Source organism: Micromonospora sp. NPDC005172, assembly GCF_040608555.1.
In the GTDB taxonomy this organism is placed as follows: Bacteria; Actinomycetota; Actinomycetes; order Mycobacteriales; family Micromonosporaceae; genus Micromonospora.
Genome location: NZ_JBEXIL010000002.1, coordinates 130,159 through 154,280 on the forward strand (window position 1 = coordinate 130,159; position 24,122 = coordinate 154,280).

The 24,122-nt window shown below is 70.5% G+C and carries 23 protein-coding genes and 1 tRNA gene; 14 read left to right on the plus strand and 10 right to left on the minus strand.

The genetic code is table 11. The features are described 5' to 3' along the window. Window positions 1-6: 6 nt before the first annotated feature. Window positions 7-438, minus strand: coding sequence for a hypothetical protein (locus ABZV06_RS01895; RefSeq protein ID WP_355242800.1), 432 nt, complete (start codon window positions 436-438; stop codon window positions 7-9). A gap of 98 nt (window positions 439-536) precedes the next feature. Beyond that, a complete protein-coding gene (locus ABZV06_RS01900) occupies window positions 537-821 on the minus strand; it encodes a hypothetical protein (RefSeq protein WP_355242798.1) in 285 nt (94 codons plus the stop codon). A gap of 625 nt (window positions 822-1,446) precedes the next feature. Between ABZV06_RS01900 and ABZV06_RS01905 the strand changes: the two genes are divergently transcribed. From ABZV06_RS01905 to ABZV06_RS01915, 3 genes are all read left to right on the plus strand, one after another. Further along, the gene (locus tag ABZV06_RS01905) at window positions 1,447-2,322 is read left to right on the plus strand and encodes a helix-turn-helix transcriptional regulator (RefSeq protein ID WP_234584497.1); all 876 of its coding nucleotides are present in this window, start codon (window positions 1,447-1,449) and stop codon (window positions 2,320-2,322) included. Further along, entirely contained in the window at window positions 2,292-2,513 is a 222-nt protein-coding gene (locus ABZV06_RS01910; RefSeq protein WP_355048523.1) for a DUF397 domain-containing protein, read from the plus strand. Before ABZV06_RS01905 ends, ABZV06_RS01910 begins: the two co-directional genes overlap by 31 nt. A gap of 221 nt (window positions 2,514-2,734) precedes the next feature. Next, complete coding sequence (locus ABZV06_RS01915) at window positions 2,735-3,136, plus strand: hypothetical protein (protein ID WP_355242794.1); 402 nt, start codon at window positions 2,735-2,737, stop codon at window positions 3,134-3,136. On the opposite strand, the gene ABZV06_RS01920 is transcribed toward ABZV06_RS01915, so the two are convergent. Then, window positions 3,104-3,703, minus strand: a complete 600-nt coding sequence (locus ABZV06_RS01920) for a hypothetical protein (RefSeq protein WP_355242791.1) — start codon at window positions 3,701-3,703, stop codon at window positions 3,104-3,106. The two genes, ABZV06_RS01915 and ABZV06_RS01920, sit on opposite strands and share 33 nt — an antisense overlap. Before the next feature lie 216 nt (window positions 3,704-3,919). On the opposite strand from ABZV06_RS01920, the gene ABZV06_RS01925 reads away from it, so the two are divergent. Next, the gene (locus ABZV06_RS01925) at window positions 3,920-5,476 is read left to right on the plus strand and encodes a S8 family serine peptidase (protein ID WP_355617774.1); all 1,557 of its coding nucleotides are present in this window, start codon (window positions 3,920-3,922) and stop codon (window positions 5,474-5,476) included. A 73-nt stretch (window positions 5,477-5,549) separates the two neighbouring features. Here the strand turns inward: ABZV06_RS01925 and ABZV06_RS01930 are convergent, their stop codons facing one another. The 3 genes from ABZV06_RS01930 to ABZV06_RS01940 all read right to left on the minus strand — a co-directional run bounded on the left by ABZV06_RS01930 (window position 5,550) and on the right by ABZV06_RS01940 (window position 7,619). Then, window positions 5,550-6,356: a WecB/TagA/CpsF family glycosyltransferase gene (locus tag ABZV06_RS01930; protein ID WP_355242785.1), complete on the minus strand. Its 807-nt coding sequence runs from the start codon at window positions 6,354-6,356 to the stop codon at window positions 5,550-5,552. Beyond that, window positions 6,353-7,468: an NAD-dependent epimerase/dehydratase family protein gene (locus tag ABZV06_RS01935; RefSeq protein ID WP_355617777.1), complete on the minus strand. Its 1,116-nt coding sequence runs from the start codon at window positions 7,466-7,468 to the stop codon at window positions 6,353-6,355. The genes ABZV06_RS01930 and ABZV06_RS01935 overlap by 4 nt, the downstream gene beginning before the upstream one ends. Window positions 7,469-7,533: 65 nt before the next feature. Further along, window positions 7,534-7,619: transfer RNA gene (locus ABZV06_RS01940), tRNA-Leu, on the minus strand. A gap of 207 nt (window positions 7,620-7,826) precedes the next feature. On the opposite strand from ABZV06_RS01940, the gene ABZV06_RS01945 reads away from it, so the two are divergent. From ABZV06_RS01945 to ABZV06_RS01980, 8 genes are read left to right on the plus strand one after another with little or no spacing between them, the layout of a single operon-like run. Next, on the plus strand, window positions 7,827-8,615 hold the full coding sequence (locus ABZV06_RS01945; RefSeq protein WP_007454122.1) for a DUF3662 and FHA domain-containing protein: 789 nt from the start codon (window positions 7,827-7,829) through the stop codon (window positions 8,613-8,615). A 6-nt stretch (window positions 8,616-8,621) separates the two neighbouring features. Further along, the gene (locus ABZV06_RS01950; RefSeq protein ID WP_007454124.1) at window positions 8,622-9,107 is read left to right on the plus strand and encodes an FHA domain-containing protein; all 486 of its coding nucleotides are present in this window, start codon (window positions 8,622-8,624) and stop codon (window positions 9,105-9,107) included. Continuing rightward, on the plus strand, window positions 9,104-10,564 hold the full coding sequence (locus ABZV06_RS01955; RefSeq protein ID WP_355242778.1) for a protein phosphatase 2C domain-containing protein: 1,461 nt from the start codon (window positions 9,104-9,106) through the stop codon (window positions 10,562-10,564). The genes ABZV06_RS01950 and ABZV06_RS01955 overlap by 4 nt, the downstream gene beginning before the upstream one ends. A 30-nt stretch (window positions 10,565-10,594) precedes the next feature. Next, a complete protein-coding gene (locus tag ABZV06_RS01960) occupies window positions 10,595-12,085 on the plus strand; it encodes an FtsW/RodA/SpoVE family cell cycle protein (RefSeq protein ID WP_355242775.1) in 1,491 nt (496 codons plus the stop codon). Then, entirely contained in the window at window positions 12,082-13,590 is a 1,509-nt protein-coding gene (locus ABZV06_RS01965) for a penicillin-binding protein 2 (protein ID WP_355617780.1), read from the plus strand. Before ABZV06_RS01960 ends, ABZV06_RS01965 begins: the two co-directional genes overlap by 4 nt. 1 nt (window position 13,591) lies before the next feature. After that, complete coding sequence (locus ABZV06_RS01970; protein WP_355242769.1) at window positions 13,592-14,998, plus strand: protein kinase; 1,407 nt, start codon at window positions 13,592-13,594, stop codon at window positions 14,996-14,998. Continuing rightward, complete coding sequence (gene pknB, locus ABZV06_RS01975; RefSeq protein ID WP_355242766.1) at window positions 14,995-16,812, plus strand: Stk1 family PASTA domain-containing Ser/Thr kinase; 1,818 nt, start codon at window positions 14,995-14,997, stop codon at window positions 16,810-16,812. The genes ABZV06_RS01970 and pknB overlap by 4 nt, the downstream gene beginning before the upstream one ends. 14 nt (window positions 16,813-16,826) lie before the next feature. After that, window positions 16,827-17,534, plus strand: a complete 708-nt coding sequence (locus ABZV06_RS01980; RefSeq protein WP_355617783.1) for an ElyC/SanA/YdcF family protein — start codon at window positions 16,827-16,829, stop codon at window positions 17,532-17,534. A gap of 17 nt (window positions 17,535-17,551) precedes the next feature. Here the strand turns inward: ABZV06_RS01980 and ABZV06_RS01985 are convergent, their stop codons facing one another. From ABZV06_RS01985 to ABZV06_RS02000, 4 genes are read right to left on the minus strand one after another with little or no spacing between them, the layout of a single operon-like run. Further along, window positions 17,552-18,202 (minus strand): aminodeoxychorismate/anthranilate synthase component II, encoded by a 651-nt coding sequence (locus tag ABZV06_RS01985; RefSeq protein WP_355617786.1) that lies wholly within the window; start codon window positions 18,200-18,202, stop codon window positions 17,552-17,554. A 2-nt stretch (window positions 18,203-18,204) separates the two neighbouring features. After that, on the minus strand, window positions 18,205-18,498 hold the full coding sequence (locus ABZV06_RS01990) for a hypothetical protein (RefSeq protein ID WP_355242757.1): 294 nt from the start codon (window positions 18,496-18,498) through the stop codon (window positions 18,205-18,207). Between the two features lie 4 nt (window positions 18,499-18,502). Further along, complete coding sequence (locus ABZV06_RS01995; RefSeq protein ID WP_355617789.1) at window positions 18,503-20,221, minus strand: class E sortase; 1,719 nt, start codon at window positions 20,219-20,221, stop codon at window positions 18,503-18,505. Beyond that, entirely contained in the window at window positions 20,218-21,021 is an 804-nt protein-coding gene (locus ABZV06_RS02000) for a DUF881 domain-containing protein (protein WP_355242751.1), read from the minus strand. The genes ABZV06_RS01995 and ABZV06_RS02000 overlap by 4 nt, the downstream gene beginning before the upstream one ends. A 221-nt stretch (window positions 21,022-21,242) precedes the next feature. On the opposite strand from ABZV06_RS02000, the gene ABZV06_RS02005 reads away from it, so the two are divergent. Beyond that, a complete protein-coding gene (locus ABZV06_RS02005; protein ID WP_355242748.1) occupies window positions 21,243-21,506 on the plus strand; it encodes a cell division protein CrgA in 264 nt (87 codons plus the stop codon). A 309-nt stretch (window positions 21,507-21,815) separates the two neighbouring features. Then, complete coding sequence (locus tag ABZV06_RS02010) at window positions 21,816-24,071, plus strand: (Fe-S)-binding protein (protein WP_355617792.1); 2,256 nt, start codon at window positions 21,816-21,818, stop codon at window positions 24,069-24,071. Window positions 24,072-24,122 lie beyond the last annotated feature (51 nt).

A 24,122-nucleotide genomic window follows, 5' to 3' on the forward strand; every position in this document is an offset into this window, starting at 1 on the left:
CGACGCTCACCACATCCGCCGGCGGGTGCCGACGAGGCCGAGGCCGGCGAGCGAGATGGTGAGGCCGAAGATCCCGGACCAGAAGAGCGAGCGGCGTACGTCGGTGGTGGCGTGCCCGGTCGGCGTCGGCGCGGCGAGATCCTGGCGGCCATCGGCCTGACCGCCAGCGCCGGTACCGGCGGCCGGGCTGGTCGTCTCGACGTACCCGTCGGTGGTGTCGGCGCCGATCCAACCGTAGTCGTCGGCCGGTGGGTCGGACCTGACCACGGTGATCTCTGGTGCCGGCACCGGTACGGCCAGCCGGGTGGAGGACGACGCCGGATCGCGAACCAGGACCACGGCGGTGGTCACGGCTCCGAGGAGGGCGAGCAGTCCGAGAGCGTAGGTGATACTCCAGCGGTGGTGCCGCCGCACGGCGGGCTGATTGACCATGACCATCCCAGGCTCAGGGTCCTGGACGTGCGGGTGGAACGGTGCCGGGGTGGGCGTACCGATTCTATGGCGACGGCACGCCTACCCGCGGCGGATCGCGCTGGTCAGCCGACTCGGACCGGCGTACGGGCAACGGGTCGACGGGTCCGTACGGTGTGCGGGCGGGGCACGGGTGCGGCCTGCACCTGTTGCAGCCCTTCCCGCTGTACGAAGATCGACCGTCGGTTGACGGCGTCGCCTGCGGCGTTGAGTTCGTAGCCGTCGAGCCAGAGCCAACCGTCGTACGTCGGCCAGTCGAGCACCCGGATCACCCGGAACATGATCGGCCTGAGGAACTGGACACTCGCCGCGCGAGTCACGTGCAGAACGTCACCGGAGCGGGGAAGCACATGGGCTCCTGGGGAGGGTAAGCCGGCGGGGTGCCGGCGGGTGACTGGTCTGGGATGATCTCGGCCCGGTGACGGGATCGCGCCTCGTGGACCGGATGGTGCTGGTGGTGGTCGGGCCGTACACGCTGGTGGCGTGCCGCCACCCGACCATCACCTGACTGCTGCCGGGAACCGCGCCCACCGCCGCAGTCAACTGGCTTGCAGCGGTGGGGTCATTACCCCGGCGCAGGTCCGGGTGTCGCTGGCCGGGCCCGCGTCCCATCCGGCTGTCCGGGGTCGGTGGGGTCACCACGCCCAGAGAGCGGACCGAAACGCTGAGTGATCCGAGCCATACGGACAGAGTGCATCAGCGACGTGCTTCATGCAAGTTGCACGTCGACTTTTGCCGATACGTGAGTTCGCCACGCAAAGCGGCGCTTGAAGCCATCCGCGTACGGACGGCACACTGAGGGCCGGTTTCGCCCGTCGCGGCCGGCCGATGACCGGCACCACCCCTCGTCGCGAACGCTCGCCGGTCGACGGTCGCGCCCCCGGCAGGCGGCAACCAGTGGCGCGGCGACCGGAGGTAGCCCGAGAGTGGGGTCGAGCAACCAGCGGCGAGGACCAAAAGTGCCGAGGCCGCGCGATGAGTGAACGGCGCAGCCCGACGATTCGACGGCGACGGCTCGGCGCGGAGTTGCGCCGGCAACGGGAGTCGGCCGGGATCACCATAGAAGTGGTGGCCGAGCAGTTGGAGTGCTCGGCGTCCAAGGTCTCCCGGATCGAGACGGGACACACCACGGCCACCCCGCGCGACGTGCGGGACATGCTGCGGATCTACGGCGTGGTCGGTGCCGAGAGCGACGAGCTCGTGCAGATCGCCCGCGAGGCACGGCAGAAGGGTTGGTGGCACCCGTACAGCACGGTGCTGGTCGGGGCGTACGTCGGGCTGGAGGCTGCGGCCAGCTCCATCCGGGCGTACGAACAGCAGGTCGTCCCCGGTCTGTTGGAGACCGAGGAGTACGCCGGTGCGATGATCCGCGCCGCCCGTCCGGACTTCACCGCCGATCAGGTACATCAAAGAGTGCGTGTCCGTCTCGGCCGTCAGTCGTTATTGACCCAGGACGATCCGGTCGATCTGTGGGTGGTGCTCGATGAGGCGGTGGTAAGTCGGCCGGTGGGCGGGGACGAGGTGATGCGCGGCCAACTCAGGCGGTTGGTCGAGGTGGCCGAGTTGCCGAACGTGACGCTCCAGATCCTCCCCTTCGAGGTGGGTGCGCACGCCGGCATGGACGGCACCTTCACGATCCTCAGCTTCCCCGAGCCCGGTGATCCGGATGTTGTGTACGCGGAGAACGCCACGGGTGGGCTTTTCCTCGAGAAGAGCGACGAACTGCAGAAGTACAGCTTCATCTTCGATCACATCCGCGCTGCGGCCATTCGTCCGGAGGAGTCCGTCGCACACATCGCAAAACTGGCAGAGGAGCCGAAATGGCGACCAAGAGGTTCCCCGTGGACCTGACGCAGGCGACGTGGTTCAAGAGCTCGAAGAGCGGGCCGAACTGCGACAACTGCGTAGAGGTGGCGTACGTGACCGGGGCAGTCGGCGTACGGGATTCGAAGGACAAGGCCGGCCCGGCCCTGGTCTTCGCTCCCGGTGACTGGCGGGCCTTCGTCGCCGGAGCCAGGGGTGGTGTGTTGGGCTCGGCCTGACCGAGTGGTCGATGAAGGTCCCCGTCCGGTCCGTGACCGGGCGGGGACCTTCCGTGTCCGCGCTTCGGCGAGCCGGGAGCGGCAACCGGGACGGCCGGGCGTGACGAGGTTCCGCCGGGATTCCCGTCGCCACAACGGGCCCGCCTCGTTGAACCCGTCGGTACGGCGTTGGTCGATGACGCGCCGCACCGATTCGCACCCGAGCGAGGTAGGCGAGACGGATGACGACGATCGGATCAGAGAACCTCACCAACGGTCCGGCCAAGCCGGAGCGGTTCGGTGGCAAGTACCGCGGGGCGCGCCGGGACACCGTACTGACCGAGGTGATCTCGGCCGACCAGGAGTTGGACGGGCGGGAGGTGTCGGGTGCGGAGCCGATGGATCCGCCGCTCTCGCTGCCGTCGCTGGACCCCAACCCGCTGGTCGAGCCGTCGTTCCCGCCGGACGGCTGGCCGATCGAGCCCACCAGCTCGCTGGCCGACCACCCACTGCTGCGTGGCCTGCTGATGGAGTTGCCGCCGAAGGGCAGCGTGCCGCCGCCCGGCTGGCTGGATCGCTGGTTCGAGGCGACCCGGGCGATCCTGGAACTCCTATACGTGCAGGGGGCCGGCCGCTCGCGCTGACCGCGCGGCCGTGGGCTGCGCCCGCTCGATGAGCCGACTGTGTCGCAGCGCGTGCCGGACACCGATGACGGCTACCGCGAGTGCTCCGACGGTGATCGCCGGGCCGGTCACCCCGGGCTCGGCGCCGAGGTCCGCGCCGGCTGCCGCGATCACGGCCGGCAGCGTCGCCAGGGCGGTGACCTGCAACGGCAACCCGACGAGCGGGTGTGCCGCAGCGGCACGCAGCCCGTGCGGGGCGGGCGTACCGGGTGCGGTGTCGAACGCGCCGGCCCCGGCCCGCAGCCGGCGGATCCGCCGTACGGAGCAGAGGACCACCACGAGCGCCGGGCCGGTGGTGAGGGTGAGCCCCGCGGCGGCCCGGTCGATCGGCGCGGTGCCGGCGCTCGACATGCCGCCGATGGACGCCGCCGCGAGCAGCGCCACGCCGGCCAGCGCGAGCGCCAGCAACCATCCGGTACGCCGACGGAGCGCACGCGCGTCCCGCAGCCGTGGCAGTCGGTCGGCCAGGACCCCGGCGGCCAGCCAGACGGCGGCAACCGGCAACAGGATGGTGAGCTGACTCTCCATGTCGGAGAGTCTTTCCCGTTGGGGAACGCAGCGAATCCGGGGCGGACCCCCGCTGCCCCCGGAAGCCCGGCCCGTAGGGGGCATCCCATCCGGGTGATGGACGTTTCGGCATGTTTATCTACCCGACCCCATCGACCTACCCTCACCTAGATCGGCGATTGTCGATCAGTGGTACCGGTGGTCGCGTCTCGACGCCGGTCGGAGGGAGGTAGGGAGATGGGTCTTCCACGCAGGTCCGCACTGGTCGGGGTGGCCACCGCGACCGTGCTGGCCGTCGGTGCCCCGGCTCTGGCCGCCGAGCCCGTCGGCGTCGTACGGGAGGCTGGTGGGGCAACCGCCGTACCGGACAGCTACATCGTCGTCCTCAAGGACGCAGCCGTGGCACCGAACCGGGTCGGCGACACCGCGCAACGGTTGACCGGCCGACACGGCGGAAAGATCGCCCGCACCTACGGCACGGCGCTGCGGGGCTTCGAAGTCACCGTCAGCGCGGCCGCGGCGGCACGGATCGCCGCCGACCCGGCCGTCGCGTACGTCGAGCAGAACCACACCGTGTCGATCTCCGGTACGCAGGCCAACCCGCCGTCCTGGGGCCTGGACCGCATCGACCAGCGCAACCTTCCGATGGACAGCTCCTACACCTACCCGAACACGGCGAGCAACGTGCACGCCTACATCATCGACACGGGCATCCGCTTCTCCCACAACGACTTCGGGGGCCGGGCCACCTCCGGCTACGACGCCGTGGACGGCGGGTCGGCGGACGACTGCAACGGGCACGGGACGCACGTCGCCGGCACCGTGGGCGGCTCGACGTACGGCGTGGCCAAGGGCGTCCAGTTGGTCGGCGTACGCGTGCTGAACTGCTCCGGCAGCGGGACCAACGCCGGTGTGATCGCCGGCGTCGACTGGGTCACCCAGAACGCGATCAAGCCGGCCGTGGCGAACATGAGCCTCGGCGGCGGGGCGAACAGCTCGCTGGACACCGCCGTCCGCAACTCGATCGCCTCCGGCGTGACCTACGGCCTCGCGGCCGGCAACGACAACGGCGCGAACGCCTGCAACGTCTCGCCGGCGCGCACCACGGAGGCGATCACGGTCGGCTCGACGACCAACTCCGACGCCCGCTCGTCGTTCTCCAACATCGGCACCTGCCTGGACATCTTCGCGCCCGGATCGTCGATCACCTCGTCCTGGTACACGAGCAACACCGCGACCAACACGATCAGCGGCACCTCGATGGCCACGCCGCACGTGGTCGGGGCGGCCGCCCTGGTGGCGAGCGCCAACCCGAGCTGGACCCCGGCCCAGGTGCGCAACCAACTGGTGTCCAACGCCACGCCGAACGTGATCACCAATGCCGGCTCGGGCTCACCGAACCTGCTGCTCTACGTGGGTAGTGGCGGCACCACTCCGCCGCCCACCGGCTGCACCGGCACCAACGGCGCCGCCCTGACGATCCCGGACGCCGGCGCTGCGATCACCAGCCAGATCACCATCTCCGGCTGCGGCCGGAACGCCTCGTCGGCCTCCACCGTGGCGGTCAACATCGTCCACACGTTCCGGGGCGACCTGGTGATCGACCTGCTCGCTCCAGACGGCAGTTCGTACCGGCTGAAGAACAGCAGCACCTCGGACAGCGCCGACAACGTGAACACCACGTACTCGGTCAACCTGTCCGGCGAAGCCGCGGACGGCACCTGGCGACTCCAGGTGCGCGACGTCTACTCGGCGGACACCGGCTACCTGAGCAGCTGGACCCTGACCGTCTGACCTGTTCCCCATCCAGGGACGAGGCCCCACCCGGAAGATCCCGGTGGGGCCTCGTGTCGTACCAGATCGGTTGTCAGACCGCGAAGGTCGCCGGCCGCTCGGTGGCCGGGGCCGGCGGGCGGGCCTTCCACAGACCGGTCTTCTGGCCGGCGAGCCGGGTCAGGTAGGCCGGGTTGAGGATCACGTAGCGGCGCCAGAGCCGCTTCGGCTCCAGACCGAGCCGCCAGAACCACTCCAGGCCGGCGCGCTGCATCCACGACGGAGGCTGGCGCAACAGCCCGGCGTGATAGTCGAACGCCGCGCCGACCGCCATCATCGGCATGTCCAGCAGCGGGCGCATCGCGTACGTGAAGACCTCCTGGCGCGGGCAGCCGAGCCCCACCAGGACGAGCCGGGCACCACTGGACCGGATCCGGTCGGCGATCTCGGCGTCCTCGCCCGGTTGGACCGCGCGGAACTTCGACGGCTCCACACCGGCGATCTTCAGAGCCGGGAACATCCGCTCCAGCGCCGGGATCAGCTTGGCCAACGTCTCCTCGGTCGAGCCGTACAGGTAGACGGGCAGCCCCTCGTCCGCGAAGCGGGCGAGCACGTGCAGGGTCAGCGTCGGCCCGTAGACCCGGTCGGTGAGCCCGGCGTGGTGCAGCAGGTTGAGCGCCCAGCGCACCGGCTGTCCGTCCGGGGTGACCACGTCGAAGGAGTTCAGCCGGGCGTTGTGCGCCGGATCGAGCACCCCGGTCATCACACCGTGCACGGCCAGCGCGGTCAACGCGAGAGGCCGGCGCTCGTGCGCCGCGGCCACCACGGCGTCCGTCGCCGAGGCGTAGTCGGTGGCGTCGACGAGGACACCGAGGACGTTGCGTTTGGTCTGGCGAGTCATGCCTGCGGCACCCACTTGTCCACGTTGGCCTCGTAGATCTCCCGCAGGATCATCGGCACGTCGTACGTGATCTTCCAGTCCGGGTACTGCGCCTCGAACCGGGCCATGCTGCTCACGTACCACTGGTGGTCGCCGGTGCGGTTCTGCTCGACGTAGTTGATCTGCGCCTCGCGGCCGGTGATCTCCTCCGCGATCCGGAAGGCCTCGATGTGCGAGGTGTTGGAGTGCCGACCGCCGCCCAGGTTGTAGACCTCGGCCGAACGGGGCGCCCGGAAGAACGCCTCGAACGCGGTCAGCACGTCGTGCGAGTGGATCGCGTCGCGGACCATCTTGCCCTTGTAGCCGAACAGGTTGTAAGTCCGACCCTCCATCACGCAGCGCATCAGGTACGCCAGGAACCCGTGCAGCTCCGCGGCCGAGTGGGCCGGGCCGGTCAGGGTGCCGCCCCGGAAACAGGCGGTCTTCATGTCGAAGTAGCGGCCGTACTCCTGCACCATCACGTCCGCGGCCACCTTCGAGGCGCCGAAGACCGAGTGCAGCGAGTGGTCGATCGACATCTCCTCGGTGATGCCCTGGTACCAGCGGTGGTCCTCGGGCAGCTCGTACCGGGTCTCCAGCTCCAGCAGCGGCAGGCTGTTGGGCCGGTCGCCGTACACCTTGTTGGTGGAGCAGTGGATGAACGGTGCGTCGATCGCGTGCCGGCGGGTGTTCTCCAGGATGTTGAGGGTGCCACCGGCGTTCACGTCGAAGTCCGTGTACGGCTCCTTGGCCGCCCAGTCGTGGCTCGGCTGGGCCGCGCTGTGGATCACCACGGCGATGTCCGAGCCGTACTTCTTGAACACCTGCTTCAGGCCGTCCCGGTCCCGGATGTCCACCGCGAAGTGGGTGTACGAGTTACCGAGATCACGGCCGAGCCGTTCCAGGCTCCACGAGGTGGAGCCGTCCTCGCCGAAGAAGTACCGGCGCATGTCGTTGTCGATGCCGACGACGTCCAGACCGAGGCCGGCGAAGTGCCGGACCGCCTCGGAGCCGATCAGACCGCCCGACCCGGTCACCAACGCGACACTCACACGCCACTCCTGGTCCATCGGAGGCAGAAACCATCGGAGCATAGCGTGACGCCCGGCACGCCCCGATATGACGGAAGGGCCCCGCATCAAGCGGAGCCCTCGTCTTTTGGTGGGGATGGGGGGAGTTGAACCCCCACGCCCTTTCGGGCACACGGACCTGAACCGTGCGCGTCTGCCATTCCGCCACATCCCCGTGGCACGACCCGGGACACTGTAGCCGCCCCGGACCCGCTGTCTCCAACAGGCCCCGGGAATACTACGCTGTCCCAGACGCTCGCCACGAGCGGTTACCGTTCGTGGCGGACGAAAGATTAGCACGGTGGTCCCGGTCCTTCCGAACGGGCCGGGAGCAGGCGGCCGAGCGGCGTGTGAGCTGCGCGCGCGCCGGCCGGATACCATCATGTCCTCGGGACCCGAGGAGGAGCCGGTGAGCGTGCTGCAACGCTTCGAGAAGCGTCTGGAAGGCCTGGTCGAAGGGGCTTTCGCCAAGGTCTTCAAAGGGGTGGTCCACCCCGTGGAGATCCTCAACGCCATGCAGCGGGAGGCCGAGGCGCACAAGGCGATCCTGGCCGGTGGGCGCACGTTGGTGCCCAACCGCTACGTGATCGATCTCTCGCCGTTCGACCACAGTCGTCTGGCGCCGTACGCCGCCGCGCTGGCCCAGGAGTTGGCCCAGTCGCAGGCGGAGTTCATCGGCGAGCAGGCCTGGACGGTCTACGGCGACGTGATCGTGGAGATCGAGCGGGGCGAGGGCCTCGACACGGGAATGTTCCGGGTCACCGCCGAGGTCTACACCGGTGGCGAGGTCGCCCCGGTGTCGGCGCCCGGCTACGACGCCGGTCCGCCCGCGTACCCCGCGTACGACCAGGGTGGCGGCTACGGTCCGCCGCCCGGGCACGGTGGCGGTCGCAACGTGCGGCTGGTCTCCGGTGACGGACGCACCTACCCCCTCCAGATGGGGTCGACGGTGATCGGTCGCGGTGACCAGGCGAACCTGCGCCTGCCCGACGTCGGTATCTCCCGGCGACACGCCCGACTGGATTTCGACGGCGGCCAGGTTGTGCTGACCGATCTGGGTTCCACCAACGGCACCATGGTCAACGGGCAGCGGGTCTCCGCGGTCGCCCTGAACCCCGGTGACATGGTCCAGCTCGGCACCACGACGCTGACCTTCCGCGTGGACGGCTGAGCCGCCTTGCCGGCACTTGTCATCACCGTCGCCCGGTTCGGGTTCCTGATCCTGCTGTGGATCTTCGTATTCACGGTGGTCGGCGTGATCCGTCGGGATCTCTTCGCGGGAGCCCGGTCCGGTCGCCTGGTGGCGGCACCACGCGCGGTTGGCGCCTCGACGGGGCAGGCGGCCAAACCGGCGAAGGTGAAGCGGGGCAGGGCGGCCCACCAGCTGGTGGTCACCGCCGGTCAACTGGCCGGCACCCGCATCACCCTGGGCGAAGCGCAGATCACCATTGGTCGGGCCGAGGACTCCACCCTGGTCATCACCGACGACTACGCCTCCGCACGGCACGCGCGACTCGTGCCACGCGAGGGCCAGTGGTTCGTCGAGGATCTCGGCTCGACTAACGGCACGTACCTAGATCGCGCTAAGGTCACCGGACCAACCCCCGTACCCCTCGGCGTGCCGATCCGGATCGGCCGCACTTCCCTCGAATTACGGCCATGACTCTGACCCTGCGCTATGCGGCCCACAGCGACCGCGGTCTGATCCGTGACGGCAATCAAGACTCCGTCTACGCCGGGCCGCGGCTACTCGCCGTTGCCGACGGCATGGGCGGCATGGCCGCCGGTGACGTCGCCAGCAACATCGTCATCGGTGCCATGGCGCCGCTCGACGAGGATGTCCCAGGGGACGCCCTCGTCGACGCGTTGCGTTCGGCCGTCGGCACCGCCAACCAACAACTCCGCGACACGGTGGACGCCAACCCGCAGTTGGAGGGGATGGGCACCACGCTGACGGCGACCCTCTTCTCCGGCAGCAAGCTGGGGATGGTCCACATCGGCGACTCGCGGGCCTATCTCCTGCGCAACGGTGAGTTCGCCCAGATCACCAAGGACGACACATACGTCCAGATGCTGGTCGACGAGGGCCGGATCAGCGCCGAGGAGGCCAGCAGCCACCCGCAGCGGTCGCTGCTGACCCGCGCGCTGGACGGCCGGGACATCGACCCGGAGTACTCGGTGCGTCAGGTGCTCCCCGGTGACCGGTACCTGATCTGTAGCGACGGCCTCTCCGGCGTGGTGAGCGCCGAGACCATCGGCGAGACCCTGCGGGAGTACACCGATCCGCAGCAGTGCGTCGAGCGGCTGGTGCAGCTCGCGCTGCGCGGCGGCGGCCCGGACAACATCACGGTGATCATCGCCGACGCCACCGACCACGACATCGTCGAGGCCACCCCGATCGTCGGCGGCGCCGCCGCCCGGGATCGCGGCATGGCCACCTCGGCGGACGAATCGACCCCGGCCGCCCGGGCCTCGGCGCTCTCCGCGCCGCGTCCCGCCGTGCCCGAGGAGCCGGCGGCCGCCGACGACGAGCCGGAGCGGCGCAAGCGTCGTCCGGTACGCACCACCGCCATGGCGCTTGCGCTCCTGGTGATCATCGGCGGTGGGCTCTTCGCCGGCTGGACGTACACCCAGCGCCAGTACTACGTGGGTGCCACCGAGGAGGGCCAGGTCGCCGTCTTCCGCGGCATCCAGGGGCAGATCGCCGGGATGGATCTGTCCACGGTGCACCGCACCAGTGGCACCCGCCTGGACGACCTCACCGTCGCCGCCCAGGACACGGTCAAGGTGGGCATCCGGGCCAAGAGTGAACCGGACGCCGAGCGTCAGCTCGCGGAGTTGACCAGCGACACCCCGAGCAACCCCAACCTGAAGCCGCTCTGCACGCCCGACACGGCGGTGCCGACCGGCACGCCCTCGCCCACTCCCCCCGCGAGCCCGACCGTGACGTCCCCGACGCCGGCCACCAGCCCGAGCGCGTCGGTAAACGGGGTCCTCAGCGCGAGCCCGACCATGGCGGCCACCGTAGGCGGGACCGATCCGACCACCGCACCCGACGCCACGCCCTCCGACTCGGCACCGCCGGCGCTCGACCCGGCCGGCTGCCGGTCTCCCGAGTGAGTGTCGACTGAGATCCCAAGGACTCCACCCGTGACCGTAGCGGCCACACCGGCATCCTCGCCCGCCACCACGGGCGGGGAGTCCGGCGTACGCCTGGCCCGGTCCCGACGCAACGCCGAGCTGTCCCTGCTGCTGCTGGCCATGGTGCTGGTGGCCGCGTACATGGCGACCGTCGAGGCGAACCTTCTGGACACGGTCACGCCGGATTTCTGGATGCCCGCCGCCGCGCTCGGCGCGGTCTTCCTCGGCCTGCACCTGGTCATCCGGTTCCTCGCCCCGTTCGCCGACCCGGCTCTGCTGCCGGCGGTGGCCCTGCTGAACGGCCTCGGCGTCGGTTTCCTGCGGCGGATCGACCTGGGCGACGCCGCCCCGGTCGACCGGGAGGATCTGGCCACCTTCGCCGGCATCGGCGGGCGGCAGCTCGCCTGGACGCTCGCCTCGGTGATTCTCGCCGCCGGCCTGCTCGCCATCATGCGCGACCACCGTTCGGTCTCCCGGTACGCGTACACCCTGGGGCTCGCCGGCATCGTGCTGGTGATGCTCCCGGCGGTGCTGCCGCGCAGCATGTCCGAGATCAACGGCGCCAAGCTGTGGATCCGGGTCGGCGGGTTCTCGCTCCAGCCGGGTGAGTTCGCCAAGCTGGCGCTGCTGGTCTTCTTCGCGTACTACCTCGTGCGCAAGCGTGAGGTGCTCTCGCTGGCCAGCCGGCGGTTCCTCGGTATCGACTTTCCGCGTGGGCGGGACCTCGGCCCGGTGGTCGTGGTCTGGCTGATCAGTCTCCTGGTGCTGGTCTTCGAGAAGGACCTCGGCACCTCGCTGCTGTACTTCGGCATGTTCGTGGTGACCCTCTACATCGCCACCGAACGGGTCAGTTGGCTGCTGATCGGTCTTCTCCTATTCTTCGGTGGCGCCTATCTCGCGTACGTCCTCGGTTCGACGGTCGGCGGCCCGTTCGCCAACTTCTACCTGCGTGCCGAGATCTGGCTGGACCCGTTCGCCGACCCGACCGACAAGGGCTACCAGCTCGTCCAGGGTCTGCTCGCGCTCGGCACGGGTGGGCTCTTCGGCGCCGGGCCGGGCGGTGGTCAGCCGGACATCCTGCCCGAGGTGCAGAACGACTTCATCTTCGCCGGCATCGGTGAGGAGATCGGCCTCTTCGGTCTCTCCGCGCTGCTGGTGGTCTACCTGCTGATCGTGGAGCGGGGCCTGCGCGCCGCGCTGGCGGTCCGTGACTCGTTCGGCAAGCTGCTCGCCGGCGGTCTCGCCTTCACTCTGGGCCTCCAGGTCTTCGTGATCGTCGGCGGCATCAGCAAGCTGATTCCGCTGACCGGCCAGACCACTCCGTTCCTGTCCGCCGGTGGTTCGTCGCTGATGGCGAACTGGCTGCTCATCGCGGTCCTGTTGCGGGTCTCCGACGGGGCCCGGCGGCCGGTGACCGGCGGCGCCGGCAAGGCGGCCCGGCCCTCGGGCGGTCCGCCCGAGCAGTTGCACGGTGCTCCCACGGAGGTGATCAAGCCGTGAACGCACCCCTGCGCCGTGTCGGCGTCGTCGTCATGGTTCTGTTCGGTCTGCTCTTCGCGAACCTGAACTGGATCCAGGCGTACAAGGCCGACGAGTACCGCACCAGTGACTACAACGGTCGGGTCCAGGTCGCCGACTACAAGCGCAAGCGCGGCAACATCGAGGCTGGCGGCACCGCGTTGGCCACCAGCAAGGAGACCACCGGCAAGCTGAAGTTCCAGCGCACCTACCCGGGCGGCGCCAAGTACGCCCACGTGCTCGGCTACAAGCCGGTCAACCTGGCCGACACCGGCATCGAGCAGTTGGAGAACGACTTCCTGGCCGGCACCAGCGACCAGTTGATCGGCGACCGGTTCAAGGACATGTTCACCGGCGACGAGACCGCCGGCGGCAACGTGCTGCTCACGCTCTCGAAGCGGGCGCAGGACGTGGCGTACGACCAGATGCGCAACAACCAGGTGGATGCGAAGCGGGGCGCGGCGATCGCCATCGACCCGCGTACCGGTGCGGTGCAGGCCCTGGTGTCGATGCCCAGCTTCGACCCGAACCCGCTCGTCAGCCACGACACGGCCGCGGCGGCTGCGGAGATCAACAAGCTGGAGCAGAACCCGGACGGCCCGCTGAAGAACCGCGCCCTCTCCGAGACGCTGCCCCCGGGCTCCACCTTCAAGATCGTCGTTGCCGCGGCGGCGTTGGAGAACGGCGTCACCAAGTCGACCCCGATCCCGGCCGGGTCCAGCTACACGCCGCCCACCTCGGGCACCCCGATCCGTAACGCCGTACCGTCGATCTGCCCGGAGCCGCAGGTCACCCTGCAGGAGGCGGTCATCGAGTCCTGCAACACGGGCTTCGCGCAGCTCGGCGTGCGACTCGGCGCGGACAAGGTCAAGGAGAAGGCCCGCCAGTTCGGCTTCGAGCAGGCCGACCTGACCGTCGGCCAGCTCGGCGAGGAGGGCGGTTTCCGGACGGCGGCCAGCCGGACCGGCGACATGCTGAACCCGGACGGCGGCACCGACCCGGCCGCGCTGGCCCAGTCCTCGATCGGTCAGAACAACGTCCGGATGACCCCGTTGCAGGGCGCGATGATCGCCGGGGCGGTCGCCAACGGCGGCAGCCAGATGCGGCCGTACCTGGTCCGGCAGCTCCTCGCACCGGACCGGACCACCAGCTACTACACCGCGAAGGCACGGGAGCTGCGCCAGCCCGTCGAGCCGCAGGTCGCCTCCGACCTGCGCGACATGATGGTCGGCGTCGTCCAGAAGGGCACCGGCCAGAAGGCGGCGATCAGCGGCTACACGGTCGGCGGCAAGACGGGCACGGCGCAGTCCGCGCCGGACCGCCCCGACCACGGCTGGTTCATCGGCTTCGCCCTGGACAAGAACGGCAACCCGGTCTCGGCCGTGTGCGTCGTACTGGAACAGGCCGGCAGCGGTGGCAGCTCCGAAGCGGCCCGGATCGGTGGCCAGATCATGCGGGCCGCCATCGCCGACCCCGGGGGCCGCTGACATGCTCAGCCCTGGCGTCCAGCTCGGCAACCGCTACCGTCTCGACGAGCGGATCGCCAGCGGCGGCATGGGCGACGTCTGGCGCGGCACCGACCAGGTGCTCGGCCGGACGGTCGCGGTGAAGAGCCTGCTCCCCGCGCTGCTCGACGACCCGGACTTCGCCGAGCGGTTCCGCGGCGAGGCCCGGACGATGGCCACCATCAACCATCCCGGTGTCGTCGACGTCTACGACTTCGGCAACGACCAGCAGATCGCGTTCCTGGTCATGGAGTACGTCGAGGGCGACGCCCTGTCGTCCACGCTGAGCCGGGTCGGCCGGCTCACGCCGGCCCGGACGATGGCCCTCGTCGCGCAGGCTGCGGACGCGCTGCACGCCGCGCACGAGAAGGGCATCGTGCACCGCGACGTGAAGCCGGGCAATCTGCTGGTCCGGCCGAACGGCACGCTCGTGCTGACCGACTTCGGCATCGCCCGCTCCGACATCGTCGGGCAGCTCACCGCCGCCGGCTCGGTGCTCGGCACCGCCTCGTACATCTCGCCGGAGCAGGCCACCGGACAGGTGGCCACCCCGGCGTCCGACGTGTACGCGCTCGGCGTGGTCGCCTACCAGTGCCTCGCCGGACGGCGGCCGTTCGAGGGCGACAACCCGCTCGACATCGCCATGCGACACGTCCGGGAGACGCCCCGGCCGCTGCCCAACGACATCCCGCCGCAGGTCCGGGCGGTCGTCGAGCGGGCGTTGGCCAAGGACCCGGCCGCCCGGTGGCCGAGCGCCGCCGCCCTCGCCGCGGTCGCCCGGCAGCTCAAGGCCGCGTTGTCCCAGCAGGCCCGGGCCGGCGGTCACTCCGCGCCGATCTCCGGGGCACCGTCCTCGCCCGCCGCGCCCGGCCGGGCCCAGGTCCCGCAGGCACAGCAGTTCCGCCCGCCGGGCGCGCCGCATCGACAGTCGCCCGTCGGGCAGCGGCCCACCACGATCGCGCCGGCCGCGCAGCCCCGCCCCACGGCGGTCGCGCCGGCCGTACCGCACGCCCGACCGCCGGTCGCCCAGGGTGGCTATCCGCGCGGTGCCGCAGCGGTGCCGCCGGCACAGACCCGGCAGGAACAACCACCGGCGTACGCCCGGCAGGCCGGACCGGCACCCGAGCCCAGCCGGTCCCGGCCCGGGATGGTGCTCCTCGCCATCCTGGTGGCCTTACTGGTCCTGCTCTGCTCCGGCGTGATTTCCTACAACCTGCGCAAGCAGTCGCAGAACGGTGCGTCCGAGGCGCCGGCTTCACAGACCGTGACGTCCGGCGCGCTGCGGCTCGACGGACGCGACGATGCGACCCGGACGTCGTACCGTCGTGAGGGACGATTCCGGCCGGGTGACGGCGGGACGACGACGAGCGAAGGACGACAGACGCGATGACAGCGCAGGCCCGCCTGCTCGGTGGCAGGTACCAGGTCGGCGAGCTGCTCGGCTACGGCGGCATGGCCGAGGTGCACCGCGGTCGCGACCTCCGGCTCGGTCGGGACGTCGCGATCAAGATGCTCCGCACCGACCTCGCCCGGGACGCGACGTTCCAGATGCGCTTCCGCCGGGAGGCACAGAACGCCGCCTCGCTCAACCACCCGGCGATCGTGGCGGTCTACGACACCGGCGAGGAGACCGCCCCGACCGGCGAGACGTTGCCCTTCATCGTCATGGAGTTCGTCAACGGACGGACGTTGAAGGAGGTCCTCGGCGCCGAGGGCCGGTTGCAGCCCCGCCGTGCGTTGGAGATCTGCGCCGACATGTGCGCGGCGTTGGAGTTCAGCCACCGGCACGGCATCATCCACCGGGACATCAAGCCGGGCAACGTCATGCTCACCCAGACCGGCCAGGTCAAGGTGATGGACTTCGGCATCGCCCGGGCGCTGGCCAGTGGCGCGACCACCATGACGCAGACCAGCGCGGTCATCGGCACGGCCCAGTACCTGTCACCCGAGCAGGCGCGCGGTGAGGCCGTGGACGCGCGCTCCGACGTGTACGCGGCCGGCTGTGTCCTCTTCGAGCTGGTCTGTGGGCACCCGCCGTTCGTCGGCGACAGCCCGGTCAGCGTCGCGTACCAGCATGTACGGGAGACGCCGCCGACCCCGAGCGACATCAACCCGGACGTGACGCCGGCGGTCGACGCGATCGTGCTGAAGGCGCTCTCCAAGAACCCGCTCAACCGCTACCAGAGCGCCGGCGAGATGCGGGCCGACCTGCTCCGCGCCGCCGCCGGCCGACCGGTGCTGGCCACTCCGGTGCTGCGCGAGGCGGAGACGGTGGCGATGGCACCGGCCGGGGGCGCTGGCGGCTACCCGCCCGCCACCGGACCGCAGACCCGGCAGATCCCGGCACGGGTGGGCGATCCGCGCCAGCGTAAGGCGTCCTCCTGGTTGATCGCCCTGTTCAGCGCGGTCGGCGTGCTGGCGGTGATCGCTCTGGTCGCCGCGCTGCTCTGGAGTCAGCAGGACGACAAGGATCTGAAGTCGGTGCCCACCCTCGCGGGCAAGACGCGTGACGCGGCGGTCACCGAGATCCGTAACGCGGGCTTCAACCCGGTGGTGGGCGACCCTGTCCTGGCCAACGACTGCACGAAGGGCACTGTCGCCAAGCAGGACCCCGCGGCGGGCGCCCGGCTGAAGCAGGCGAGCAACGTGACCGTCCAGATCTGTGACGGCAAGCCCGACGCCAAGATCCCCCCGGGTCTGGTCAACTCGCAGTTCGACAACGTCAAGCCCCAGCTCGAAGCACTGGGGCTGGTCGTCAAGGAGAAGCCGGTCGACAACCCCGCGCAGAAGGGCATCGTCGTCAAGGTCAGCCCGCCCTCGGGGACCACCGTCCCCCAGGACAGCGAGGTGACCGTCGAGGTCTCGCGCGGCAACGTCGACAAGGTGCCCAACGTCGTCAACTCCACCAAGGACGACGCCGCCGCCGAACTCCGCGCGGCTGGCTACGTGGTCGCATTCCGCGACGGCGACGAGGTCCCGGCCGCCGAGGCTGGCCGGGTACAGAAGCAGAACCCGAAGGGCGGCACTGACCTGGCGCAGGGCAAGACGGTGACCATCGACATCGGTGTCCCGGAAGAGGTCGAGGAGACGCCGACTCCGTCGGGGACGCCGACGCCGACGCCGAGTGGCACGCCGACGCCTGGCGGCGGTGGCGGCTCCGGCCAGCCGATCTTCCCGCCGCCGGTCCGCCTCTCCGGGGAGTAGCGGTCCGCATCGGGGTGCGGGGCCTCCGGGCCTCCACCGGCGACCGCCCACCAGCGGCGGGCCACTGGCGACGACGGCTGCGGCGCGCGGCGATCCTGGGCGTGGTCGTGGTGGTGCTGAGCAGTGTCCCGTGGTCGTGGACGACGATCGGCGCACGGGGGCACCGCTACGACGCGGCGGAAGCGCCGGCCGCCGACGTCGTGATCGTCCTGGGCACCGCGGCGGCAGCGGACGGGAAGCAACCGAGCGACAGGCTCGTCGGCCGTCTGGACACCGCCGCCGAGCTGGTACGTACCGGACGGGCGCGGGTGGTGCTCGTCTCCGGCGATGGCGCGGGCACCTCCGGCGATGAGCCGACGGTGATGACGGCGTACCTGACCGAGCGACTCGGTGTCGACCCGCGACGGGTGGTGGCGGACCCGTTCGGCCTGGACACGTACGACAGCTGCGTCCGCGCCCGGGACGTGTACGGCGTCCAACGCGCGCTGATCGTGACGCAGTCCTACCACCTGTCCCGGGCGGTGACGCTCTGCCGGCACCTCGGCCTCGACGTCGACGGGGTCTCCGCTCGATGCGACGGATGCGGCTCCGTCATGCTCGCCGGCAAGGCGGTCCGGGACTACCTGGCCAGCGGCAAGGCAGCCTGGGACGCGTTCCGGGACCGGCCACCTGCGGTCCGATCATCGGTGAACCCCGCCGTGCGGGATGCCCTGGGAAGCTGACCGGCCGATGCTGACCTCTACGCGTTGGCGAAGGCGGCGAGTCGCCGGGCGTCCACCTCGGCGGCCAGCGCGGGGGCGCGCTCCAGCGCCTCGGTGTGACCGCAACTCGCCAGCCAGTTGGCGAGCATCAGGTGACCGCCCTCGGTGAGCACCGACTCCGGGTGGAACTGCACACCCTCGATGGGCAGCGTCCGGTGCCGCATCGCCATCACCACCCCGGAGCCGGTCCAGCCGGTCACCTCCAGCTCGTCGGGCAGCGTCTCGGGGAGTACGGCCAGCGAGTGGTAGCGGGTGGCGGTGAACGGGTCGGGCAGGCCGGCGAGGACACCGACGGAGTGGTGCCGTACCTCGGACGTCTTGCCGTGCAGCAACTCGGGAGCCCGCGTCACGGTTGCCCCGAACGCCTCCCCGATGGCCTGGTGGCCGAGGCAGACACCGAAGATCGGCAGCTTGCCGGCGTACTCCCGGATGACGTCCAGGCAGATACCGGCCCGATCCGGGCTGCCCGGCCCGGGTGAGAGCAGGACACCCGCAACGTCGAGCCGGCCGACCTCGGCGACGTCGATCTCGTCGTTGCGGCGCACGTCGCAGTCCACACCGAGCTGGCCCAGGTACTGCACCAGGTTGAAGACGAACGAGTCGTAGTTGTCGATCACCAGGACGCGCATCGTCACCTGCTCGTGGAGGACGGCTCGGGGTTGTTCCGTTCCGTGTCGTACGGCAGGTCGTGCTCGTCGCCGCCCGGGGTCTCCCCGGTCACCGCGTCTCCACCGCCCGGCTCGCCGGGTTCTCCGGGAACGCCGGAGTCCTGGGTGACCTGCACGTCGTCGAAGGGCAGCAGGGGCTCGGCCCACGGGAAGGCCACGTACCAGAGCAGGGCCACCGTAGCGACGGCGAGCAGCACCGAACCGGTGAGCTTGCCGGCCAGTCCGAACGGGAGCTTGCGCCAGATGAACGCGTACATCGCGTCAGCCTCCCAGCTCCGTCGGGCGGCCGGCCGACTTCGGCTGGGTCCGGTCCAACTCGGCGTGGACGATCAGGCGCTGGTAGTTGTCCCACTTCGGGTTGCAGGTGGTCAACGTGAGCATCCGCTTGGTCGGCTTCTGGTCTGGCTCGCCGGGCACCGGCGCCACCACCTCGACCTGCGTGGGCTTGACGATCCGGGTCTGTGCCACCCGGTAGACGAACCAGTCGGTCTTGCTCTCGACCACGATCGCATCGCCGTCGTGCAGCTCGTCCAGCCTCCAGAACGTGGCCCGGTTGCGGTGGCCGGCCACGGAGAAGTTGCCGACCTTGCCGGGCAGCGCGCTGGTCGGGTAGTGGCCCGGGGCGTACCGGATGTCGTCCTGGGTGACGCCCTCGACCACCACCCAGTTCTTCTCGAGCTTGGGTATGTAGAGGCCGGCGATCGGCTTGCCGCGCACGGGTGGGGCAGGCTTGGCGCTCGGGCCCGTGGACGGAACGACCGTCGGGTCGTCGGTCGGCCCCCACTCCTCGGCGAGTTGGCTGCTGAGGTCGTTCTGGTGGGCGTCGACGACGGCGGACTTGCCCCACACCTCGTAGCCGGCGAAGAGCAGCACCACCAGGCCGAAGGTGATCAGAACCTCGCCGGTGGCCCGGATGCCGGTCCGCAACCGGGAGGCGAGGGACGGGCGGGTCAGCTCGGAGTAGACGCTCTTGTAACCCTCGCCGGTCTGGTGTGGCCGGAGTTGGACGACCCGTTCCCCCCGACGCGGTCGGGGCGGCTCGGCGGCGCCGTCGTCCGCGCCGGCCGGGTCGTCGGGGGTGGGCGTACGGGGAACCGCGCCCATCAGCGCCGTCGAGTCCATGGCCGGCGGCCGGGGCGTCGGTCCCTTGGTCACGGCGGGGATGACCGCAGTGGCGTTCGGGTCATCGGTGCGACTGGACCCGGCCGGGGAGATGGGAGTGCTCGACGTGCTGGTCGGACGAGTGGACCCGGCGGCGACCTTCGGGAGGAACGCGGTCGGCGCGTCCCCGACCGGAGGCGTGGAGGGCGCTGCGGGTGTCGAAAGACCGGGCCGACCGAAGTCGCCGGAAGTCGGGGTGCCGGGAGCGTCGACCGGCGTGGTCGGTGCGCCGGCGGTCGAGGGACGGCTCGCCGCCGTCCCTCCCGCCGCTGGTGACCGCGTGGGGTCGGTGCCTGGGGCGGCAGGTCGGACCGGTCCCTGCGGGGAAGGTGCCGGTCCCTGCGGGGAAGGTGCGGCCGGCCCGCCGGGAGCGGGGGAGTCGCCGCGCGGTGCGACGTCGGCCGCCAGGATGCCCGGCCAGCGCGGCGGCGCCGTGGGGGCCGGGTGGCCGGGGGTGCGCTGCGGGTCGGGTCGTCCGGCGCTCGGCGGCGCGGCGTTGTCGGCGCGCGCGGCAGGGGCGTGGTGGCCCGCCTGCGGCGGGGCGGAACGGTCGACCGGGGACGGACCGGTCGGGTTCGGCGGCTCGAAGGTGGCCGGCGGGCGGGTCGTCCGTGGGCGAGTGGGCAGCACAGGCTCGGGCCAGTTGCCGGTCGGCGCCCGGCCCGGAGTGGGCTCGACGCGGCCCGGGGACGACTCCGTATGGCCCGGGACCGGTTCGGCGCGTCCCGGCTCGGGACGGTTGACCTTGGGCAGGAAGGCCGTCGGTTCGTCGCCCTGGTCCCGGTGTCGCCCGTCGCGCCGGTCCTCGGGGTCGCTCACCTGGGCACCGTCGCCGAGCGCAGGGCGGTCGAGTCCTCGAAGGCCGGCACGGTCACGGTGGAGACGGACTCCTTGTAGCCGAGTTGGTAGTCGTCGACAGCGTCCTTGAACAACCGGACTCCCTCAGAGCTGGCGAGGGCCTGCTGAAGTGCAGCGGGATCGCCGATTGCTACGATCTTGAATGGTGGGGAGTACACCCGGCCGTGCAGCAGCAGGGTGTTACCGACGCAGCGTACCGCGCTGGTTGCGAGCACGCGGACGTTCATGATTGACATGGCCTCGGCACCACCTGCCCAGAGCGCGTTGACCACCGCCTGTACGTCGCCCTGGTGCACGACCAGGTCGTCGTTGGTGGCGTCGGAGTGTGCCTCGTCGTTGTGCTGGGGTGCGTCGTTCAGCTCGACCGTCACGGCCGTGCCGCTGACGGGAGTGAATCCGGCGGCCTGGAGGCTGCGTTGGGCGCGGTTCTGCTGGGCCTTGATCGGTGCGTCCGAGTCGGCGAGCGTGTTGGTGCGTTGCTCGACCTCGTTCCGCAGGGTGGCAGCGCGGCGCTCGCTCGCTGTGACCTGCTGCTGCCGCTCCTCGATGAGCTGGTTGAGCTGGGGCCGCCGGTCCTCCCTCAGGGCGGTACCGCCCGCCGTGGTCGCGGTGGTGGTGAACAGCAGCCCCGCCGCGGCGGCGATCAGGGGAACCCCGATCGACCAGCCTGGTCGCCGTTGGCGTGGCCGCCGGGGCAGCAGCCCGGCGACGGCCCGTCGGAGGACCTTCTGCCAGGAGGCGGCGCCGGATGTGTACTCCACCGAGCGTTCCTTCCGCGTGTCGGGGATAAGTTCGTGACGGCTGGGCCGTGATGCGAACAGTCCCGCCCTTTTCGGTCACTCCATGTACCTGCCTGACCCCATTCGTGGTCCAGGCGGCCGTTCGGGACTACGCTAGCTGTCGAACATTATTGGCCATGAACCGTCGCCTCCGCGTCCGGTTGTCAGGCCGGACGAGGTCGTCACCCCCTCTGGAGAGCGCCGTGCCCAAGTCTCAGGTCCGCAAGAAGAAGGTGTACACGCCGCCGACGGACGTGCGTCCGACGACGACGGCGACGTCGCGCAAGCCTAGCCCGGTGTGGCTTCCGATCACCGCGGTCGCCCTGATCGTCGCGGGCATCGGCTGGCTTGTCGTCTACTACCTCTCCGAGCAGGAGTACCCGGTCGCCTCATGGCAGTACTGGAACCTGGCGGTCGGCTTCGGCGCGATGGTCGCGTCGCTGGTGCTGCTCTCCCGCTGGCGCTGAGCCCGGTCGGGGCGCCACCGCACCGCAGGATCCACCACCGGACCGCAGGATCCCCATCACCCGCCGAGCCCCTGCCCGGCAGGACCGGGCCGGGCACCCTATGGTGTCCGCAGGCAGCGCGGCCTACTGCGAGATGACTCACGTTACTGCTGGGTAACCTTGCGCGTAGGCTGCACTGCATGACCGAGCGGAGCGAGGTCATCGACCGGTCCGGTCGCGGGTGTGGCGGCGGCGCGATGTTGGCCGCTTCCTGCCCCGGCCCCGGTTGCTGAACCGCTCGACGAGCAGCAGACCGGGGAGGCCAACTCGATGGGCAGCGTCCAGATCGTCACCACGATCCTCGCGGCTGGCATCACTGCCGTGGCGGTGTGGCTGGCGGTGCGCGCGGTCATGAAGATGACGGCCGTCATCCGGTTGGGGCAACCCGCTCCGGAGCGGTTCGCCGACAAGGGCGCCCGCACCAGGAAGATGCTGGTGGAGACCGCCGGCCACACCCGGATGCTCAAGTGGGGTGTGGTGGGTGCCGCCCACTGGTTCGTGATGGTCGGCTTCATCGTGCTGTCCCTGCTGGTGCTCGAGGCGTACTTCGAGGTGGTCACGCCGACCGGCGGACTGCCGCTCATCGGGCACTGGACCGTCTTCGGGCTGGCCACCGAGATCATCACGGTGCTGGGGCTGGCCGGCATCCTGGTGTTGATGGCGATCCGGCTGCGTAACCGGCCGAGCCGGCCCGGCGGTCGCTCCCGCTTCACCGGCTCGACCATGTGGCAGGGCTACTTCGTCGAGTGGATCGTGCTGCTGGTCCTGATCTTCGGCCTGGTGATCCGGGGCTTCAAGGTCGCCACCGACCACTTCGAGTACCCGGTCTGGGCGACCCCGGTCAGCCACGCGGTCGGCGCGATCCTCCCGGACTGGTCGGACGGCGCGAGCGTCGCCGCGCTCATCAAGATCGTCATCTCGATGACCTGGCTGATCGTCATCTCGCTGAACGTCACCATGGGCGTCGCCTGGCACCGCTTCCTGGCGTTCCCCAACATCTTCTTCAAGCGCGACCCGGAGAAGCCGGCCGGTTCCGGGCTGGGCCCCCTGCGTCCGATGACCAGCCAGGGCAAGCTGCTCGACTTCGAGGAGGCCGACCCGGAGAAGGACCAGTTCGGCGTGGCCCAGGTCGAGCAGTTCACCTGGAAGGGCCTGCTGGACTTCAGCACCTGCACCGAGTGTGGGCGCTGCCAGTCGCAGTGCCCCGCCTGGAACACCGGCAAGCCGCTGTCGCCGAAGCTGCTCGTGCTCAGCCTGCGCGACCACGCGTACGCCAAGGCCCCCTACCTGCTGGCCGGTGGCGGCAAGGACCTCACCGGCGAGGAGAAGGCCACCCAGGCGCAGCTCGCGCACCTGGACGTCCTGTCGCTCGCCGAGGGTGACAAGCCGCTGATCGGCACCGCCGAAGAGGGCGGTGTCATCGACCCCGACGTCCTCTGGTCCTGCACCACCTGCGGCGCCTGCGTCGAGCAGTGCCCGGTGGATATCGAGCACGTGGACCACATCGTCGACATGCGGCGCTACCAGGTGCTGATCGAGTCGAGCTTCCCCTCCGAGGCGGGCGTGATGCTGCGCAACCTGGAGAACAAGGGCAACCCGTGGGGCGCGCCGCAGAACACCCGCGAGGACTGGACCAAGGGCCTCGACTTCGAGGTGCCGCGGGTCGGCGAGGTGGACGACTTCGAGTACCTGTTCTGGGTCGGCTGCGCCGGCGCGTTCGAGGATCGGGCCAAGAAGACCACCCGCGCGGTCGCCACGCTGCTCAACGAGGCCGGCGTGAGCTTCGCGATCCTCGGCGAGGGCGAGACGTGCTCCGGTGACCCGGCCCGCCGGATCGGTAACGAGTTCGTCTTCCAGATGCTCGCCCAGCAGAACGTCGAGACGCTGAACGAGGCGTTCGAGGGCCGCGAGAAGGTCAAGCGCAAGATCGTCGCCACCTGCCCGCACTGCTTCAACACGCTGGGCAACGAGTACGGCCAGCTCGGCGGCGAGTTCGAGGTGGTGCACCACACCCAGTTGCTGGCCCACCTGGTGTCCACCGGCAAGCTGACCCCGGTGCAGCCGGTCGACGGCGGTGTCACCTACCACGACCCCTGCTACCTGGGCCGGCACAACCGGGTCTTCGCCGCCCCCCGCGAGGTGCTGGGCACCGCCATCGGAGGCGGAGCCGGAGATGGCCAGGGTGACGCAGCGATCCGGTCCGGTACGGGCCGCGACAGCGGCCTGATCGAGATGCCGCGCAACAGCGAGCGCTCCTTCTGCTGCGGCGCCGGCGGCGCCCGGATGTGGATGGAGGAGAAGATCGGCAAGCGGATCAACGTGGACCGGGTCGAGGAGGCCATGGCCACCGGGGCGAAGACGGTCGCCGTGGGCTGCCCGTTCTGCTCGACCATGCTCAACGACGGTGTCAACGGCAAGGGCGCCGGCGAGCAGGTCGAGGTCATCGACGTGGCGAGCGTCCTGCTGCGCTCGGTCAAGCCCGAACAGCCGCGCGGCGACAAGGAGTCGACGGCGGTCGCCGGCTGACGCGTACACCTGGGTTCTGCACATCGGTGGCGGCGGCCCGCAGGGGTCGTC